We start from the raw sequence: 19,058 nt of genomic DNA, 5'->3' as shown, positions 1-19,058 counted from the left end.
ATGATTTCTTTCAATAACAAAAAATATGTTTGTTTATTAGATTTTGCGATGGATTTTATACGTGGTAAATGGAAGGCGCTTATACTATGTAATTTATATAATGAACCCAAAAGATTTTTAGAACTTCAAAGAATGGTTGAAGGCATAAGCCAAAAGATTTTAAATCAAAATTTAAAAGAATTAGAAAGTGATGGATTAGTATATAAGGTAGTATATGCTGAAATTCCCCCTAAAGTTGAATATTATCTAACTGATAAAGGAAAAGAAATGACTAAACTTATCAAGGAGTTTGAAGCTTGGTCTGTTAAATATTACCCTGAGTTAGATGGTAGCTGCAAACGAGATAATTGAATATTCTTCTTAAATGAATTCTAATTAAAATTTTAAAACGCCTATGTACAATATAATTACATAGACGTTTTTCTTATTTTTTATTTACTTAACAAATAATAAGAAAAAAAGTAGAATAATATATAGATATATTACTTTAAGAAAGGAGAAGATTTTAATTTGGATTACATAATTAATATATTAATTCAATTTATGGATAGGGCTGTATTACTCCTTGCATGTTTATTTACTATAACTAGGCTACAAAGTTTTAGAAATATATTTCAAAGAGATATCTATAGAAAAAAGGATTACTTAATAGCATGTACAGTATTTTCTATATTTGCAATACTCTCAACATATACAGGACTTAATGTAGAAGGATCTTTAGTAAATGTTAGAACTATTACTATAGTATCTGGAGGGATAATCTTTGGTCCGGTTGTTGGTATAGTAACAGGATTAATATCAGGAGTACATAGATATTTAATAGATATAGGAGGGATAACTTCTATACCATGCCTGATAAGCAGTATATGTGCAGGAATAATATCTGGATATATTAATAGAAAGGTAAAAAGAAATTATAGATGGATAGCTGGAATAATAGCTGGAATGTTTTCTGAGACTATTACAATGATACTCATACTTTTGTTAAGCAGACCACACTCATTAGGTTACGACATAGTATCTAAAATAGCTGCTCCAATGATTATTGGTCAAATATGTGTAGGATTTATTGTTTTACTAGTTCAAAGTATAGAAAATGATAAAGAAAAGATTTCTGCAAAACAAGCAAAATTAGCGCTAGATATAGCAAATAAAACCCTTCCTTATTTTAGAAAAATCAATAGTGAATCTTTAAATAAAATATGCACTATCATAAAAGAGGATATTCAAGCTGATGCAGTTTCAATAACTGACACTAAAAATATATTAGCTTATAGTGGTGTTGGTAAAGAATATTATAATATTGGGCATGAAATTATAAACGCTGAAACAAAAGAAGCTATTAGTAGTGGTGAAATAGTTATAAAAAATACTGGCTTTAAAGAAAAAACCTCACTTTTAAAATCAGCAATTATTATACCTCTTAAAGAGAAAAATGAAGTTATCGGTGCTTTGAAAATATACTATAGAGCTTCTAATAACATAACTTATACTATAGAAACTCTTGCTGTAGGACTTTCACAAATTATTTCAACTCTTATGGAAGTTTCAAAGGTTGAAGAAATGAAGGAAATGGCTAATAAAGCAGAACTTAAAGCCCTTCAAACACAAATTAATCCTCATTTTTTATTTAATGCATTAAATGCTATAGCTTCCTCTATAAGGATAAATCCTAATAATGCAAGGGAACTTATAATAAATTTATCTAGTTACTTAAGATTTAATTTAGAATTAAATAGTGAATTTATAGATGTAAAAAAAGAACTTAAGCAAGTAAAAGATTATATCGAAATAGAAAAAGCTCGATTTGGAGATAAACTAAATGTCATCTACGATATAGATGATGTTGATATTAAGATACCAAGTCTTACAATACAACCTTTAGTTGAAAATGCTATAGTTCATGGAATTTTAAAGGATAATCATAATGGAACAGTTAAAATAAGTTTAAAGGATGAAGGTGAAAAAGTTAAAATTTCTATAATAGATAGCGGTGTAGGAATAAGTGAAGAAATGATAAATAATATTTATACCGATAATGTACCAGAAAAGAAAATAGGTCTTTATAATGTTCATTCAAGAATTAAGCTTATCTATGGAGAAGGTCTTAACATAAAAAGATTGGATAAAGGAACTATGATAGAATTTTATATAAAGAAAAAAATATAAGAGGGTGAGATATATGAAAGCAATAATAGTTGATGATGAATTCTTAGCAAGAGAAGAACTTAAATATTTTATTCAAAATTACAGTAAAATAGATATAGTGTCAGAGTTTTCAGATGGGATAGAAGTTCTTAAATTTATTCAAAGTAATGAAATTGATGTTATATTCTTAGATATAAATATTCCTTCACTAGATGGTGTTTTACTTGCTCAAAGTATTAGTAAATTTACCAAAAAGCCTTATATAGTTTTTATAACAGCATACAAGGAACATGCTGTTGAAGCATTTGAAGTTGAAGCATTTGATTATATATTAAAGCCTTATTCAGAATCTAGAATTGTTTCAATGCTAAAAAAATTAGAAAATGTTGATAATAACACAAAAAATAGTTCTCCTAAAAATAGCATATCAAACAAAATGAATTTATGGAAAAATGAAAAAATAATAGTTGTAGATATTAATGATATATATTATTGCGTAGCAAGAGAAAGAATAACTTATGTGTTTACTAAAAATGAAGAATATTCAGTTAATCTAAGTATATCTGATTTTTACGAAAAGCTACCCAAAGATATATTCTTTAGATGCCATAGATCCTATATAGTAAATATTAATAAAATAAGAGAAATAATACCTTGGTTTAATAGTACCTATAATTTGAAACTTCAAGATATAGATTATGAAGTTCCTGTTAGCAGAAGTAATGTAAAAGAATTCAAGCAACTCATGAACATATAAATGCATTCTATTCAAACTTTTTTGTATTTCATTCATAAAATAATATTTTTATTTTTTAACGCTTTATAATGAAACCATAAACAGTGTTTCGTTATAAAAACTAAGTAAATGTTATATACGTAAAAATAAATTAGAGGTGAATGAGATGAAAAAAGTATCAGAAAATCGTTGGTTAATAGTTTTAGGTTCAGTAATTACCCAACTTGGATTAGGAACTATTTATACTTGGAGTTTATTTAACCAACCCCTAGTAAATAAGTTTGGATTTCAATTAAATAAGGTTGCTATTACCTTTTCTATAACTAGTTTTGCTTTAGCATTAGCTACATTAGTTGCTGGTAAACTTCAAGACAAGATAGGAATTAGAAAACTTACTTCAATTGCTGGTGTAATACTAGGTATAGGATTGATATTAACATCATTTGATTCCTCATTACCTATGCTTTATATTACAGCCGGTGTAATAGTTGGAGCTGCAGATGGTATAGCATATATTACAACACTTTCAAATTGTATTAAATGGTTCCCTGATAAGAAAGGACTTATTTCTGGTATTTCAGTAGGAGCTTATGGGACAGGTAGTTTAGTTTTTAAATATATAAATGGAAGTTTAATTAATAATGTAGGAGTTTCAAAAGCATTTTTATACTGGGGAATTATAGCTATGGCTTTAATTTTAATAGGTGCTCAACTTTTAAAGGATGCTCCATTAGTAGCTAGTAATTCTATAGATAGTAAAAATACAAAAGAATTTACAGTGAAAGAAATGCTTAAAACAAAAGAAGCTTATGCTTTATTTGTAATATTCTTCTCTGCATGTATGAGTGGTTTATACCTAATAGGTATAGTTAAAGATATTGGTGTTGAACTAGTTGGACTTACACCTGATATAGCAGCAAATGCAGTTGCTATGGTAGCAATATTTAATACAGCTGGAAGAATTATATTAGGTGCTTTATCAGATAAATTTGGTAGATTAAAAGTCGTAATTCTATCACTTTCAATTACAACTGTTGCAGTATTTGTACTAAGCTTTGTACATTTAAACTTTGCAATATTCTTTGCCTGTGTTGCATCAATTGCATTTTGTTTTGGAGGAAATATAACAGTATTCCCTGCCATAGTAGGAGATTTCTTTGGTGTTAACAATCAAACTAAAAACTACGGAGTTATATATCAAGGATTTGGTTTAGGAGCAATTTCAGGTTCATTTATAGCATCATTAACAGGAGGCTTTAAATCTACATTCATAGTTATTGGAGCTTTGTGCTTAATATCAATAGTTTTAGCTTCTACAATTCAATCTGTAAAATCACATCAAAAAGTTAAACGTAATGCTAAACTTGTAGAAAAAATCGCATAATATCCTTTCATATTTTATATATGAATTAAAATAAAAGGGCTGTCGCATAATTAAATGGATTTCTGTGGCAGCTCCTTTTTTTGTATAAATTTAATATTATTTTTTATTATTGCTACAACTATCTATATTTTCTTCTTATCTTCTATGTCATTTTTAAATAGCTTTGTAGTTACCACGTTCTTTAATGAAGTAACTACAAATATCTATTAAATTATAATTAATTTCACTATTGTATTTTTCTATTAATTAATCAGTATATATTTTTACTAAAATATCTATCTCCTCTATCAGGAAAAATGGTAACTATATTCCCTTTATCTATTTTATCCGATAATTTTAATGTAGCAGATAATACTGCTCCAGAAGAACTTCCTACAATCAGTCCTTCCTTTAATGCTATTAATTTTACCATATCATATGCATCTTTATCAGAAATCTTTATAACATCATCTACTAATTTCATATCCATGGTATTAGGAATAAAGTTATTTCCTATACCTTCGATATCATAACAACTTTCAATGCCACCACCCATGGTAGAACCTTTCGGATCTACTAATATGGCTTTTAAATTTTTATTTTTTTCTTTTAGATATTTTGCTACTCCAGTAAAGGTTCCTCCACTCCCTGCTCCACACACTAAATAATCTATTTTTCCTTCCATAGCTTCATATATTTCTGGAGCAGTTGTTTCATAGTGGGCAAGTGGATTTGCTTGGTTCTCAAATTGTCTTAAGCTTATTGAATTTTCTATAGTATTAAGTAATTCTTCTGCTTTTTTTACAGCTCCAAGCATTCCTTCTTCTCTTGGTGTATTTATAATTTTAGCTCCTAAAGCTCTCATTAATGTTTGTTTTTCTATAGAAAACTTTGTTGGAACTACAAATATTATATTATAACCTTTGTTTATTGCAGCAATAGCTATTCCAAGTCCAGTATTTCCAGCCGTTGCTTCTATTATTGTATATCCTTTTTTTAATATCCCTTCTCTTTCTGCTGATTCTATCATGTAAACTCCTATTCTATCTTTTACACTTCCTCCAGGATTATTTCCCTCAAGCTTTGCAAATATATTTACAGCTTCCTTAATATTCATATTATTAAGTTTTATTATTGGGGTATTTCCTATTAACTCTTGTATATTATTTAAATATTTCACTGCTAAAGCCTTCCTTTATTGCTTTATTTGCATATTCATGTGCAAGATCTATAGAATGATCTCTGTAATTACCACATTGAAGTTCATTAGCTGCTGGTACTTCATTTTCTTCTAATATTTTTTCTAAACTATATTTTAAGGCTTCTATTACATCATTTACTTCTACTTCTCCCCAAGCTGTCATATAAAACCCTGTCCTGCATCCCATTGGTGAAATATCTATTATAGTATCTATTTTTTCTCTCATAAATCCTGCTAGTAAATGCTCTAAGCTATGAATTGCAGCAGTTGGCATTGCTTCTTTATTAGGTTGTAAAAATCTTAAATCAAATTTAGATATACTATCTCCATTAACTCCTTTTTGCACTCCGCATTTTCTAACGAAAGGTGCCTTCACCTTTGTGTGATCTAATGAAAAACTTTCTACTTTAACCATTTAACTCACTCTCCTTTAATGCATTTTCTATATCTTTTATTAAATCTTCAACATTTTCTATACCAATAGATATCCTTATTAAATTATCAACTATTCCAACCTTTTGTCTTATCTCATAAGGTATTGCAGCATGAGTCATTGAAGCTGGATGACAAACTAATGATTCAACACCACCTAAGCTTTCAGCAAAAGTTATTATCTTAAGACTTTCAAAAAACTTTTTATAGTCATAACCTTCTTTTAAAACAAATGATATCATTCCACCATAGTCCTTAGCTTGTTTCTTTTGAATTTCATGTCCTTGGTGTTCTTTAAGACCTGGATAATATACCTTTTCAATTTCTTCTCTACTTTTCAAAAATTCAGCAATTATTTTTGCATTTTCATTATGCCTATCCATTCTAACAGCTAATGTCTTTATGCCTTTTAATAACATAAAAGAATCAAAAGGTGATAAAATTCCACCTGTTGAGTTTTGAATAAAATGAAGTCTTTCTGCTAAATCTTTACTGTTAATAACAACTACTCCAGAAACTGTGTCACTATGTCCACCAAGATACTTAGTAGCACTATGAATTACTATGTCAGCCCCAAGTTTAATTGGCTTTTGAAAATAAGGAGTCATAAATGTGTTATCAACTATAGTGTATATCCCATTTTCTTTAGCTATATTTGAAATTGCTTCAATATCTGTTATATCCATTAGAGGATTTGTGGGGCTTTCTATAAAAATAGCTGTTACAGTTTCATCAATACTGTTTTTTACTTCTTCTAAATTAGAAGTATCAACTAATTGATATTTAATTCCAAAATGGTTAAAGACCTTATCTAAAACTCTAAAGGTTCCTCCATATACATTGTTTGAAATAACTATCTTATCCCCTGTTTTAAAAAGGGAAAGAACAGCAGTAGTAGCTGCCATTCCAGAAGCAAATCCAAAACCTGCATAACCTTCTTCAAGATCTGAAACAAGCTTTTCTAAAGCCTCTCTTGTTGGATTCCCTGTTCTTGAATACTCATAACCTTTATTTACACCAAACTTTGGTTGTTTATAAGTTGAAGTTTGATATATTGGTATATTTACTGCTCCTGTTTTCTCTTCCCCATCTATTCCTCCATGAATTAACAATGATTCTATTTTCATCTCCTAATTACCCCCTATTATTTTCTCGTTGCTCTTGCTATAAAAATTCCTGTTTCAGTATATTCTCCCTTGCTTGAATAACCTTTGCAGCTTAAATCTGTATTTTCTATTTGTACGCTATTAAAACCAGCTTCTTCTAGCCAATTTTTTATTTGCTCATTTGAAAATCCTAGCCATTCATCAAACATTTCTTCTCTAGCCCATTCCCCATCATGCTCCATAACATCAGATATAATTACTACCCCATCTTTTTTTAATACTCTATGCATTTCTGATATAGCCTTTTTTGCATCCTTTATATGATGAAGTGCCATATTTATAAAAATAGCATCTACAGATTCATCAAAAAGTGTTAAATTATCAAGTGAAGATTTAATAAGATACAAGTTTTTATAATTTTTATCTGATGCATTAATCTTCAACTGCTTAAGCATATTGCTTGAATTATCTACAGAAAATACTATGCTTGCTTCATTTGCTAAGGCTAAAGAAACAAAGCCAGTACCACACCCTAAATCAGCTACAACTTTATCCTTTATATTAGTTATTGATAAAAGTTTATATTTTAGCCTCTCTTCAAAATAATCACTTCGTATAACATTCCAATTTTCAGCTATGGAATCAAAATATTGTAAAGAATTCATAATACCCCTCCATTTTTAATTAATAATAATTTAAATTTTTCTATAAAATTAATTGAACTTACCTATTGTCATACTAGTTAAGTCAGATTTTTAAACAACACCTAACTAACTTACTCCTAAACAAAAAAAACTTCTGCCTCTAAAAACTTAGAGGCAGAAGTAAACTTCCGCGGTTCCACTCTAATTATCTAAGCTATCGCATTATTCATTTTAAATTGTGCGACTGCCATAAGACATCTTAATCTATTGGTACAAATATACCTCAACGCTTTAACGGGCGTTCCCGCTGAAGTCTACTATAATTTCGATTCAGAGCTCAGAGATGCACTTCAATTAATATCCACTTAAAACCTCTTACACCCAGGGAGGTTTCTCTCTGAAAGCTTTCATTAACTTACTCTTCTCGTCCTAGCCGATAATTCCTATCGGATTACTTTACTTTATAATACTATTATATCAGATAGCCCTAAAATGTGTACCAAAAATAATATTTTTTCTGAATTTTTTATTTATATTATAGCCTTAATTTATACCATTCTGTAAGCACAAAAAACTCTTCAAAGCATACCAAAATAAAACTGGTAATGCTTCGAAGAGTAACAGTTCATATCTTTAAATAAATAATACTACCTTGTATAATTATTATTGATGCTATTTCATAATTATAAATAAACTTTTCCCTCTAACTTATTTAATATAATATTGCTCCTATACCTAATAATTTCAGATGATTTTTCAATATACCTCTCTGCAAACTTATTATAGTTATTTTCATTTTTGCTCCAGAAGCTTGACATTTGCCACCCTGGATATATTAATCCTCTATTGACATCATTAACTCCAAAACTAATTTCATTATTAATATAATAATCTAAAAAATTTAACTTACAAAATTCTAAAAATCCTCTTTCACTTTTTTCAAATCTATTAAAATAAAAACTATTACAATTTAATAATTCCTTAAATCCTTTATTATTACTATAATCTGATAAAAAATATAAGCGTAATTCTAAAAGAAACTTATCAAAGTAATCTTTCCACCTGACACCTCTATATTGATTTATATTATTATTCTTATTGCTCTTATTAGGTAGTAGAGCCATATTCCCTATAGTTCTATAAAGCTTATGAAATTCAATTATATTTTCCTTTAATTTTTCATCTTCTACTATAAAACTTTTATTTTCATTTCCTATTTCCAATGCCGTATAATTATTATTCCTAATATTACTTAGTTTCTTATTTAAATTTTTGCTAAATAAAGTATTAAATGAATTTATTATGTCTCCTCTATAATTTTTTCCTGTACCAATATCATTAAAATTTATATCTGGTAAAACATCAACCCAAACAACACAATAAATAGCTCTTGCTAAAATTGTATCATCTGCATCAAATCCTTTATTTTTATTATAATATGTACATCCATATTTTTTATCTTCTCTTAATTCATTAAAGTTAAAATCTTTAATTTTTTCAATATCGCCTTCTAATTTTTCATCAATAAAATTCCTTATTAACTTAATACATTCCTTTTGATTTACTACATCCATTTTGGATTCGCCTTCTTCCATAAAATTCATATATCATTATTAATTATTGGTCATAAATCAAAATTTAATCATATGTTATAGACTTTATTTTCGAAAAATTATTCCCCCTAAAATATCTAATTAATAAATATTACTTAGGGGGAAAAATAAATCTGCTATGTTTTCGTTATTAATATTAAATTTATTTATAGTAACTTCTTAATAATTCCTGAACTACGTCAATATCTGCAGGAACCCACTTATATAATGGTAATTCATTTATTGATACCCACTTTGCATCATTATGTGCATTTAAATTCAATGTACCGCCACATATTTCACAAATAAAACAATACATTGTTAAATGAAAAGTAGGATAATCATACTCTACTGTTGTAAGATGTTCTAAGTTATTAATATCTAATTCTAACTCTTCCTTAATTTCTCTTATTAATGCTTCTTCTTGTGATTCTCCACTTTCTATCTTTCCACCAGGGAATTCCCACATATCTGCAAACTCTCCATAGCTCCTACGAGTTATAAATATCCTATCTTCCTTTTTTATTATTGCTGCAACTACTTCTATTACTTTCATATTTTTGCTTCCTTTTTTAAATAGTTTTGTAGTTACTACATTTTTAAATGAGGTAACTACATTTATTACTTAAATAATAATTGATTTATTTGCTTTATTAATTAACTTAGGAGGAATTTCTTCATCTAATTCCCATACAAAACTTATTGGTTTATTTCCAGTATGACTTCTATATTCACAAGTTCCTAAATATGTGAATGGAGATGTTAGACCATCTTTTGATTTATACTCTCTAACAAATAGAGCTATCTTATTTTTTGTTTTTAAGTGATTAATATATCTTTGTCCTGTTGTACTTTCAACTGAAGTCCTCGATTGAGTTTGCCAATGAAATAATTTTTCATTTATAGCATAATCCTCATATAATGTTGAAGGTGAAAAGTCTTTATCACTTTTATTTAATGTAATAAAGAATATATCTAACTTCTTATCTTCAAAGTATTTAACTCCTTCTCTAAAGGCAGGCTTTTTAACTTCATTATAATAACCAAAGGCAGCCATTATTACATCAGTTGAATAATCACAATGTAAATCTAAAGGACATTCAAAACCTAACTCTACCTTTTTATCTACAAATTCAAGATGTCTATAATTATAACTTAATATATCACAAACTTCTTTCATCATAGTCTTATTATTAAGAAGTCTATTAATACCTTCCTTTAAAGATGATAAGGCAACCTTTTCTGGTGCATCATTATAAAAAGTGTAATACATCATATTAAGCATTAAAGCTTCTTCTTTAGTAAATTCCATATTATTAATATCACTATTATCCTTTATCAAATCAATCATAAATCCTATAAATCTTCTAGAATTTATAAATAATAAATTGTATAGCTTCTTTGTTATCTCTTCTTCATTCTCATCATTAAAATCTTTTCTTTCTTCTGCTAATACACACATCCTAGCAAAGCTTCTATTTCTAGTGCTACCATAAAAATCTGTTAAAGATAAATTATGATAGTCTAAAAAGTTTTCTAAAGTTAATTCTAAATCTGTATCTATTTTAAATACTTTGAGCTTATTAATTAAATTTATTTTAGAATTAGTTGCAGACTTTATATTTCTTAGTATATACTCTTTAGCTTCTTTTTCTAATTGTATATAGCAACCTTTAGGTAAAGTTAAAAATCCATTTTCAATATAATCTTTTACTGAACTTTTACTTCTGCCAATTAAAGCTCTAAACTTTTCCTCAAAATCATAATTTTTATGAGCTTGCCCTACAAAGTCTAAAACAGTTAAACATTCTTTATCTTCATGTAATCTTAAACCTCTTCCAAGTTGTTGCAAAAATACTGTTAAACTTTCAGTTGGTCTTAAAAATAATATTGTATTAATTTCTGGAATATCCACACCCTCATTATATAAATCAACAACAAAAATAAATTTAATTTCTTTATTTACTAATTTACTCTTAGCTTCTGCTCTTTCTTCTTTCCTACTCTCATCTGTTAACGCTATGGATTCAATTCCTAATTCATTAAACCTTTTAGCCATAAAATTAGCATGTTCTTTACTTACACAAAAGCCTAAACCTATAACATCATCTATATCTGTTACATACTTTTTTAATGCAGTTACTATTTCATTTACTCTTATATCATTTCCTGTATAAACATTACTTAACTCAGATAAATTATAACCCTTCCTTTGCCATTTTATTTTAGTTAAGTCAACAGAGTCAGATACTACAAAATACTGAAATGGACTCAATAGCTTTCTATCAATGGCTTCTGGTAATCTTATTTCACCAGAAATTCTATCTTCAAAATACTTAAATATATCCTTATTATCAGCTCTTTCTGGCGTTGCTGTTAAACCTAATAAAATCTTTGGCTTATAGTAATTTAATAATCTTTGATAAGATGGAGCTGCTGCATGATGAAATTCATCTACTATAATAAAGTCATAATAATCTTCTGTAGTTATTTCACATAAATCCTTACTGTTTAAACTTTGAATAGATACAAATAAATGTTCTAAACTATTTGGAAGATTACCACCTACCATTAAATCACCAAAATTATTATCCTTAAGAATTGCTCTAAAGGTATCTCTTGCTTGTTTAAGAATTTCTTCACGATGAACAACAAATAATAATCTATTTGGCTCTTTCTTATTTTTTTTACAGAAATTCTTATAATCAAAAGCTGAAATTACGGTTTTACCTACTCCTGTTGCTGCAATAACAAGATTTTTATTTTTATTAAATATTTCTCTTTCAACTCTTAACTTATCTAAAATCTCCTTTTGATAAGCATATGGTCTTATGTCAAAAGAAAAATTCAGCTCATCCTCATCTATTCTTTTTTCCTTATATAATGATTTCTTTAATATATTTTTGTCTTCTTCAGTACCTAAGTAAGATACGAACTCACCATCATTCCAATAGCTTTCAAAAGTAGCTTCAAACTTCTTTATAATATCAAAAGAATCCTGCTCTGTTATTTTTATATTCCATTCTAAACCTGAAGTTAAAGCCGCATTAGAAAGATTAGATGATCCAATATACGCAGTAGTAAAACCTGTATCTCTTTTGAACATATAAGCTTTTGCATGAAGCCTAGTTCTTTCTGTATCATAAGATATTTTAATTTCTGTATTTGCTAGCTTACTTAACTCCTCTATTGCCTTTACATCAGTAGCTCCCATATAAGAAGTTGTAATTATTCTTAACTTTTTTCCAGCCATTGTAGCTTCTTTCAAACTTTCAATTATACATCTAAGACCACTCCACTTTATAAAGGAAACTAATAAATCTATAGAATCTGAAGTTAATATCTCCTTGTTTAATTCTCCAAGCATATTAGGCTCTAAGGAAGCCCCTGTAAATAAAGAACTTTGAGATAAAGGAGTTACTGGTCTTACTGACTTTTCTTTCTTTAAAGCCTTTTTATTGTTAATCTTACTATATAAAGCATTAAGCATTTCCCCATTTTTATCTATTTCATATTTCTTAATATCATCTTCATTAGAGACTTCACTTAGTATGTTAATAATATTATTACAAGCTTCTATTTGCTTTAATAGTTTATCACTATCTTCCTTTTCTTTATCTCTTATGTAACTTAAAGATTTTCTAATAACTTTTGATATGTATTGAGAAAGAATTGCCTTTGCTTCTTCATTATCTATTTTACTCTTTTCTATAATAAACTTTTCATTTTCTAAACTTTGTAGTTGTTCTTGTATTTCTGTGTTTATTACTTGTTCATATAATCCTTGCTTCAATAAATTCACCACCAAATTTATTTATAATATCAATTTTTATTTTAACATATTTGAATCATTATGGATATTTAAGTAAATTAAAATAACAGAGTCAATTTGACTCTGTTATAACTTAAAAATTTTATTGCAATTTGTTAAGAGAAATTTTAATTTGTTTCTTTAAGAGTAATCATAACCTTATCTATATCTAACCCATTTGCTCCAAAATATAATTTAATGTAATGATTTGTTCCAAAAACAAATCCTAATGGCCTAGTTTCTGTAATAAATTCACCTTCAGTTCCTCTAATAGTAATGGTTGATTTTAAAGCGTTATCATAATACACAGATAATGGTAATTGTGCAAGTGGTCCTAAATCTGATTTCATTTTTATTGAAATATCATATATACCATATTCATTAACAGTAATACCAAAAATCTCTGAATTACCTTTTTTATTTTTAAGTATCTTTCCATCAATAACAATATTATTAGTATTTTTATCTGCTTTATAATAAACTATATTTTCTATATGAGAATCAGCTTCATCTTTTTGATTAATTTCATTTAATTCCTCTTCACTAATAAGATTTAATTCATGTAAAATTGATGGTGATTTCATTATAAAGTTTAAAATATTTTTTGCATTTCTTTGTAAGTCACTTCTTTTTAGCTCTCCAGCTTCTAACTTTTCTTTAACATTATCATTTTCAGGGTTTGATTCTGAATCTCCTACGCACATATATAAATCATTTTGTGCTGCTACCATTGGAGCCTTATTTTCTTTTATTGATTTCTCACCTTCTGTATTTGCATTTGCCCACCAATCTGACATTACTATGCCATCAAAGCCCCATTCTTTTCTAAGAATTGTTGTACATAAGTCATAATTTCCAGCAGTCCAAATACCATTTACTGGTCCATAACTAGTCATAACAGAACGTGCCTTACCTTCTTTAACAACTATTTCAAATCCTTTTAAATAAATTTCACGAAGTGCTCTCTCTGATACTACTGAATCTGCAAAGTGTCTAGACACTTCTTGGTTATTAGCACAAAAATGCTTAATTGTTGGGGCAATGCCTTGTGATTGAATTCCAATTACTTGAGCTAAACTTATTTTTCCTGTTAATAATGGATCTTCTGAAATATATTCAAAATTACGTCCATTTAATGGATTTCTATGGATATTCATTCCTGGACCTAAAAGAGAATCTATCTTGTTTTTTCTTAGCTCTTTTCCTGTCATTTTATAAAGTTCTTCTACTAATGATATATTAAATGTACAACCTAGAGCTGTTCCATTTGGCAATGAACATGCTTTAGTTCCACAATCCATACGTATTCCTGAAGGTCCATCTGCACAACATGCAACTGGTATTCCAAAATTTCTTAAATTCTCTGTAACTCCACCAAAAGCAGCTGCCGTTCCTGGTGTTACTTTAGGACTACACATCCCCTCTCCTCTGAACATATGAATTAAATCATCATCACTTAATTGTGCAACGAAATCATCTATATCTACCTTTTTATCAAATACATCTCCAAGCTTATAGCCTTTGTCACCAGTATAAGCTATCTCATCTTCGTGTCTTTCATCCATTCTTTTATATGGATTTATAGTTCTTGTGATCACATCTTCCATTATAATTTTGTAATTACTATCTTCATTAACAGTTGATTTGAAACGTTCAAATGAAGCTGTAGGTGCACATGCTTCTTCTAGCTTTTCTACTAGAGTAAATTTTTCATTATATTCTCCAGAAATATTGGCACTTCTAACATCTGAACCGATATAAACCTTGTAACAACCTTCTTCAAGAACATAGCATGACTTATATCCAGTTATTCCATTATCATCATAAGAAGCAATATAATATTTAGGAATTTTTATTTCTACCTTTTCATTTTCCAATGGATTAATTGCATTAGTTTTTGTAAATCCAACAAGTGATCTTGAGGCTTTTCCAAGTTTTCCTTGTGGAGCTTCTATATATACTTGTACAACTTCTTTTCCTGATATATTTCCTATATTAGTTACATTAGCTTCAACAATTACTTCTTTACTTGTTACACTTTTAATTTTTCCTTCAATATTAAAATTAGTATAAGATAGTCCATATCCAAAAGGATAGATTACTTTACCTTTTGCAAAAGTTTCAAAATAACGATATCCTACATAAATATCTTCTTTATAATAATTTCTTTCCATATCTCCAAAATTTTCAGTTGATGGATAATCTTCTATATTCTTGGCAATAGTATCTGTTAATTTTCCACATGGATTTACTTTTCCTGTTAAAACATCAACAACACCATTACCTCCTTCTTGACCTCCTTGCCATACATAAAGAACAGAAGAAGGATTATATTTCTCTACCCATTTCATATCTATAATATTACCAACATTTAGAATTACAGCTGTTCTTTTAAATGTCTTAGTAACTTTTTCAATCATACTTTCTTCATCTTCAGTTAAAAGATAACTTCCAGGCTCATTTTTACTATCTTGGTCTTCTCCTGCAGTACGTCCTATTATAACTAATGCAATATCCGCATCAGAAGCAGCTTGTACTACTGAATCCTCAAGCTTCATTTCTTTTTGAGACCAAGGTACCTTTCCCCATCCCTCACCTTCATCATAAGGATTTTCTTTAATCCATTCTTCATATACTTTCACTAATTCCTCATCTAAAATAGTCTTTTTATTTTCTCTTAAAGCATCTAAAATACTAACTACATATCTTGTATTTACAAGACCACCTGAACCTAATCCACTTTTATAATAATTAAAAGCGCTCCTTCCAAATACAGCTACCTTATCATTATCTCTAAGTGGAAGTGCCTTCTCATCATTTTTTAATAAAACACAACTTTCTGCTGCTACCTGCCTTATAATACTTGCATACTTTTCTAAATCCAATGTATATTCTCCCATATTATCCTCCATTAACTTTTATTTAAATTAACTTTTTACATATTATATAATTTCATACCTATAATCTTAATTTACTTTAATTTCAAATTACACCTCCCATTCTTTATATAACTTCTCACATTTTCATATTATTTTTCACATAGTTCACAATATATAGTAAACGATTAAATAAAACATTTTACAACCTAATGGTTTAATTATTCAAACTAGTATTAAACGATAAAACATGATATTCAAACTGATTCTTGTAATTTATTATATAAATATTTCGGCATTGTTGTAGTTACTTTATCTTCTTATAATTTAAAGGACTTATACCTACATACTTTTTAAATTTATAATAAAAATAATCAATATTTTTATAACCTACCTTTTCACATACTTCATATACCTTCAAATTATCCTCAATAAGTAATTTTTTAGCTTGTTCTATTCTCACATTATCTAAATAAGTATTAAAATTTTTACCTGTAGTATCTTTAAATAATTTGCCTAAGTAAGAGCTGTTATAATTAAATATTTCTGCTAAATCCTCTAATTTTAAATCTCTATAATATTTATTATCTACATATTTGATTATTCTTTTAATACCTTTACCCTTAAAGTTACTTGCTACATATTTTGAAATATTTAAAAATTTATCTATTAAAAACTTAATAACTTCATTTAAGCTATTCTTACTATAGATTTCTTCAATAATTATTTTATTATCCATATCTAATGGTTCTTTTACATTATAGTTTGATATAATATTATCTTTTAATTGAATATAGTAAGTAGTTAGTAAAGCCTTTATTTGTTCTTCTTTATAATTCTTTTCTAATATAATTTTTTCTAGTAATAAAAAGCTTTTCTTTATCTCCTCTACTTCACCTATTTCTATATAGCTATATAAATTATTAATTATTTGTTCTTCAGTAATTGAGGTATTAATAGTATTTTTTATCTTATCCTTATAAATAATGCCTTGATTAAGGTATAAATACTTCTTATTCATTAACTCTTTAGCACTTTCATATGAATAATTAATTTTATTAATATTACTAACTTCTTCTCCTATTGTAATAAAAAGATTTTCTTTCATCTCTTTTTCAATTTGTATTTTCATTTTTTTTAATAATGAATAAATCGATTCAATACTTTTATCATAAAATATTATTGCAACTCTATTTTTAACTCTAAAAACATTAGTATTATTACCACTTAAATTTTCTTCAACTGACTCTTTTAAATCAATTATATCATCATTATCAAATTTATTTTTATCATTAGATATTAATGCTACATATAAGCTTTTATTATTTATAGAATTTAAGATTTCCCTTGCTTCTTCTAAATAATTATTTAAGCAGAGCCTTACTAAAGCGTATTCTTTTATCAATTCAAGTTTTCTTCCAATATTTGTATTTATATTTATTTTATAAAAAATTTCTTTTCTTACTTCATTAACTACCTCAAGTAGCTCATCTTTATCTATTGGCTTTAATAAATAAGATTTTGCTCCATATCTCATAGCATTTTTTACGTAATTAAATTCAGAATACTCACTTACTATTATAAATTTTCCTAAAAACCCTTTTTTCTTTACATCTCTTATAATATCTAAGCCTGATTTTCCATACATTTTTATATCCATTAATATTAAATCTGGCTTTAAATCACAAATCTTTTCATAAGTATCATAACCATCAGTACCTTCTCCACATATAGTAAATCCACATTCATTCCAGTTAATAATATTTTTTAATTCTTTTCTTACATATGGTTCATCATCTGCTATAAGTACCTTTAGCATCTTATTCTCCCCCTCTTATTGCTGGTAAAATAATAACACCTTTGCTCATAAAACCTATCTCATTATCTTACATATTAATATTATATAACATCCAATATTGCCATAAAATATAAATTATATAAAAATATTCAATTACTTTTCTAAATAATTAGTGTAAGCTATTTTGCTAATAAATAAATCCCAGAGTCTATCCTCTAGGATTTATGGAAAATAATTTTTATTCTAACAAAAAAATTTCATAAGAAAATTATACTTTATATAATAATTTATTTTTACTTTAATAATTTTACAGTTAAATAAAAAATAAGATAATAAGAAACCATTTTCAAAACTAACCATGGATACATCTAATAAATTGTCCAGGCTCCACTTCTCTAGCTTCTGGACATTCACTTGCGCAAATTTCCTTTGCTTCTGGACATCTAGTTCTAAATGGGCATCCCTTACTTTCAGGAGTCCACTGTCTTATTTCTGTATCTTTATCTCTTATAACTGGTAAATCAATCACTCCTTCTCTTTCAGGATCTGGAGCTGCTGCTACAAGAAGCCTAGTATATGGATGCTTTGGATTGCAAATTACTTTATCTACATCTCCCCATTCAACCATATGCCCCGCATATAATACTATTATTCTATCTGCAAAATATCTTGCTGTAGCAATATCATGAGTAATATATACAAAAGATTTTTTCATTTCTTTTTTTAGTTTATTTAATAAGTTTAAAACTCCAAGTCTTATGGATACATCAAGCATTGAAGTCGGTTCATCTGCAAAAATCACATCAGCTCCCACTGCTAGTACTCTTGCAATATAAGCTCTTTGCTTTTGTCCACCAGAAAGTTGATGAGGAAATTTTTCACCTTGATCCTTAGGTGGAGTTAATCCAACCATTGTTAGATATTCATCCATCTTTTTATACATTGTCTCTTCATCAGAAGGATGATAAAGCTCTAACGGTCTTTTAAGATGATAATATATATTGTGTAATGGATTTAAAGATGAAAAAGGATCTTGGAAAATCATTTGAGCCTTTTGTCTATAATTTTTAAGCTTTTCACCTTTTAATTCATGAATATTTTCCTTTTCAAAAAACATTTTTCCAGAACTTGGTTCATAGAATTTCATTGCAATTCTACATAATGTAGACTTTCCACAACCTGATTCTCCAACTATTGCTAAAGACTCTCCAGGATATAAATCAAAAGATATATCATTTAAAGCACGGATAGTACTTTTCTTTGAAAAGAAGCTTTTTTTAGCAACTTTAAAATCCATTGTAACATTTTTTACACTAAATATTGATTTTACTAATTCTTGTTCTTCCATATC

The 19,058-nt window shown here is 27.5% G+C and carries 14 protein-coding genes and 1 other annotated feature; of the genes, 4 read left to right on the top strand and 10 right to left on the bottom strand.

The genetic code is table 11. From position 1 onward, the window contains the following. From I2E83_RS17075 to I2E83_RS17060, 4 genes are all read left to right on the top strand, one after another. Positions 1–351 (top strand): helix-turn-helix domain-containing protein (locus I2E83_RS17075; protein WP_195431260.1); only part of this gene is annotated, 351 nt, incomplete at its 5' end. A gap of 159 nt (positions 352–510) precedes the next feature. Next, positions 511–2,169, top strand: a complete 1,659-nt coding sequence (locus I2E83_RS17070; RefSeq protein ID WP_195431258.1) for a sensor histidine kinase — start codon at positions 511–513, stop codon at positions 2,167–2,169. 13 nt (positions 2,170–2,182) lie between these two features. After that, positions 2,183–2,905: a LytTR family DNA-binding domain-containing protein gene (locus I2E83_RS17065; RefSeq protein WP_195431256.1), complete on the top strand. Its 723-nt coding sequence runs from the start codon at positions 2,183–2,185 to the stop codon at positions 2,903–2,905. 145 nt (positions 2,906–3,050) lie between these two features. After that, positions 3,051–4,268 (top strand): OFA family MFS transporter, encoded by a 1,218-nt coding sequence (locus I2E83_RS17060; RefSeq protein ID WP_195431254.1) that lies wholly within the window; start codon positions 3,051–3,053, stop codon positions 4,266–4,268. A gap of 250 nt (positions 4,269–4,518) precedes the next feature. Here I2E83_RS17060 and I2E83_RS17055 read toward each other — a convergent pair whose 3' ends face one another. The 10 genes from I2E83_RS17055 to I2E83_RS17010 form a co-directional block, all read right to left on the bottom strand. Continuing rightward, positions 4,519–5,427, bottom strand: a complete 909-nt coding sequence (locus I2E83_RS17055; protein WP_195431252.1) for a cysteine synthase family protein — start codon at positions 5,425–5,427, stop codon at positions 4,519–4,521. After that, positions 5,411–5,863: an S-ribosylhomocysteine lyase gene (locus I2E83_RS17050; RefSeq protein WP_195431249.1), complete on the bottom strand. Its 453-nt coding sequence runs from the start codon at positions 5,861–5,863 to the stop codon at positions 5,411–5,413. The genes I2E83_RS17055 and I2E83_RS17050 overlap by 17 nt, the downstream gene beginning before the upstream one ends. Beyond that, the gene (locus I2E83_RS17045) at positions 5,856–7,007 is read right to left on the bottom strand and encodes a PLP-dependent aspartate aminotransferase family protein (RefSeq protein WP_195431246.1); all 1,152 of its coding nucleotides are present in this window, start codon (positions 7,005–7,007) and stop codon (positions 5,856–5,858) included. Before I2E83_RS17045 ends, I2E83_RS17050 begins: the two co-directional genes overlap by 8 nt. 17 nt (positions 7,008–7,024) lie before the next feature. Further along, entirely contained in the window at positions 7,025–7,651 is a 627-nt protein-coding gene (locus tag I2E83_RS17040; protein WP_195431242.1) for a class I SAM-dependent methyltransferase, read from the bottom strand. Between the two features lie 146 nt (positions 7,652–7,797). Beyond that, positions 7,798–8,070 (bottom strand) — a binding site (T-box leader). A gap of 243 nt (positions 8,071–8,313) precedes the next feature. Next, positions 8,314–9,204: a hypothetical protein gene (locus tag I2E83_RS17035; RefSeq protein WP_195431239.1), complete on the bottom strand. Its 891-nt coding sequence runs from the start codon at positions 9,202–9,204 to the stop codon at positions 8,314–8,316. Positions 9,205–9,385: 181 nt separating this feature from the next. Next, positions 9,386–9,778: an 8-oxo-dGTP diphosphatase MutT gene (gene mutT, locus I2E83_RS17030; RefSeq protein WP_195431236.1), complete on the bottom strand. Its 393-nt coding sequence runs from the start codon at positions 9,776–9,778 to the stop codon at positions 9,386–9,388. A gap of 69 nt (positions 9,779–9,847) precedes the next feature. Further along, on the bottom strand, positions 9,848–13,015 hold the full coding sequence (locus I2E83_RS17025) for a DEAD/DEAH box helicase (protein ID WP_195431233.1): 3,168 nt from the start codon (positions 13,013–13,015) through the stop codon (positions 9,848–9,850). Positions 13,016–13,161: 146 nt separating this feature from the next. Further along, positions 13,162–15,933 (bottom strand): glycoside hydrolase family 3 protein, encoded by a 2,772-nt coding sequence (locus I2E83_RS17020; RefSeq protein WP_195431230.1) that lies wholly within the window; start codon positions 15,931–15,933, stop codon positions 13,162–13,164. 283 nt (positions 15,934–16,216) lie between these two features. Beyond that, positions 16,217–17,728 (bottom strand): response regulator, encoded by a 1,512-nt coding sequence (locus I2E83_RS17015; RefSeq protein WP_195431227.1) that lies wholly within the window; start codon positions 17,726–17,728, stop codon positions 16,217–16,219. Positions 17,729–18,059: 331 nt separating this feature from the next. Continuing rightward, complete coding sequence (locus I2E83_RS17010; RefSeq protein WP_195431224.1) at positions 18,060–19,055, bottom strand: ABC transporter ATP-binding protein; 996 nt, start codon at positions 19,053–19,055, stop codon at positions 18,060–18,062. Positions 19,056–19,058 lie beyond the last annotated feature (3 nt).

The organism is Clostridium sp. D46t1_190503_E9 (genome assembly GCF_015555225.1).
Lineage (GTDB): Bacteria > Bacillota > Clostridia > Clostridiales > Clostridiaceae > Clostridium.
The sequence above is the reverse complement of the archived record's forward strand: the minus strand, read 5'-3'. Positions and strand labels throughout refer to the sequence as shown.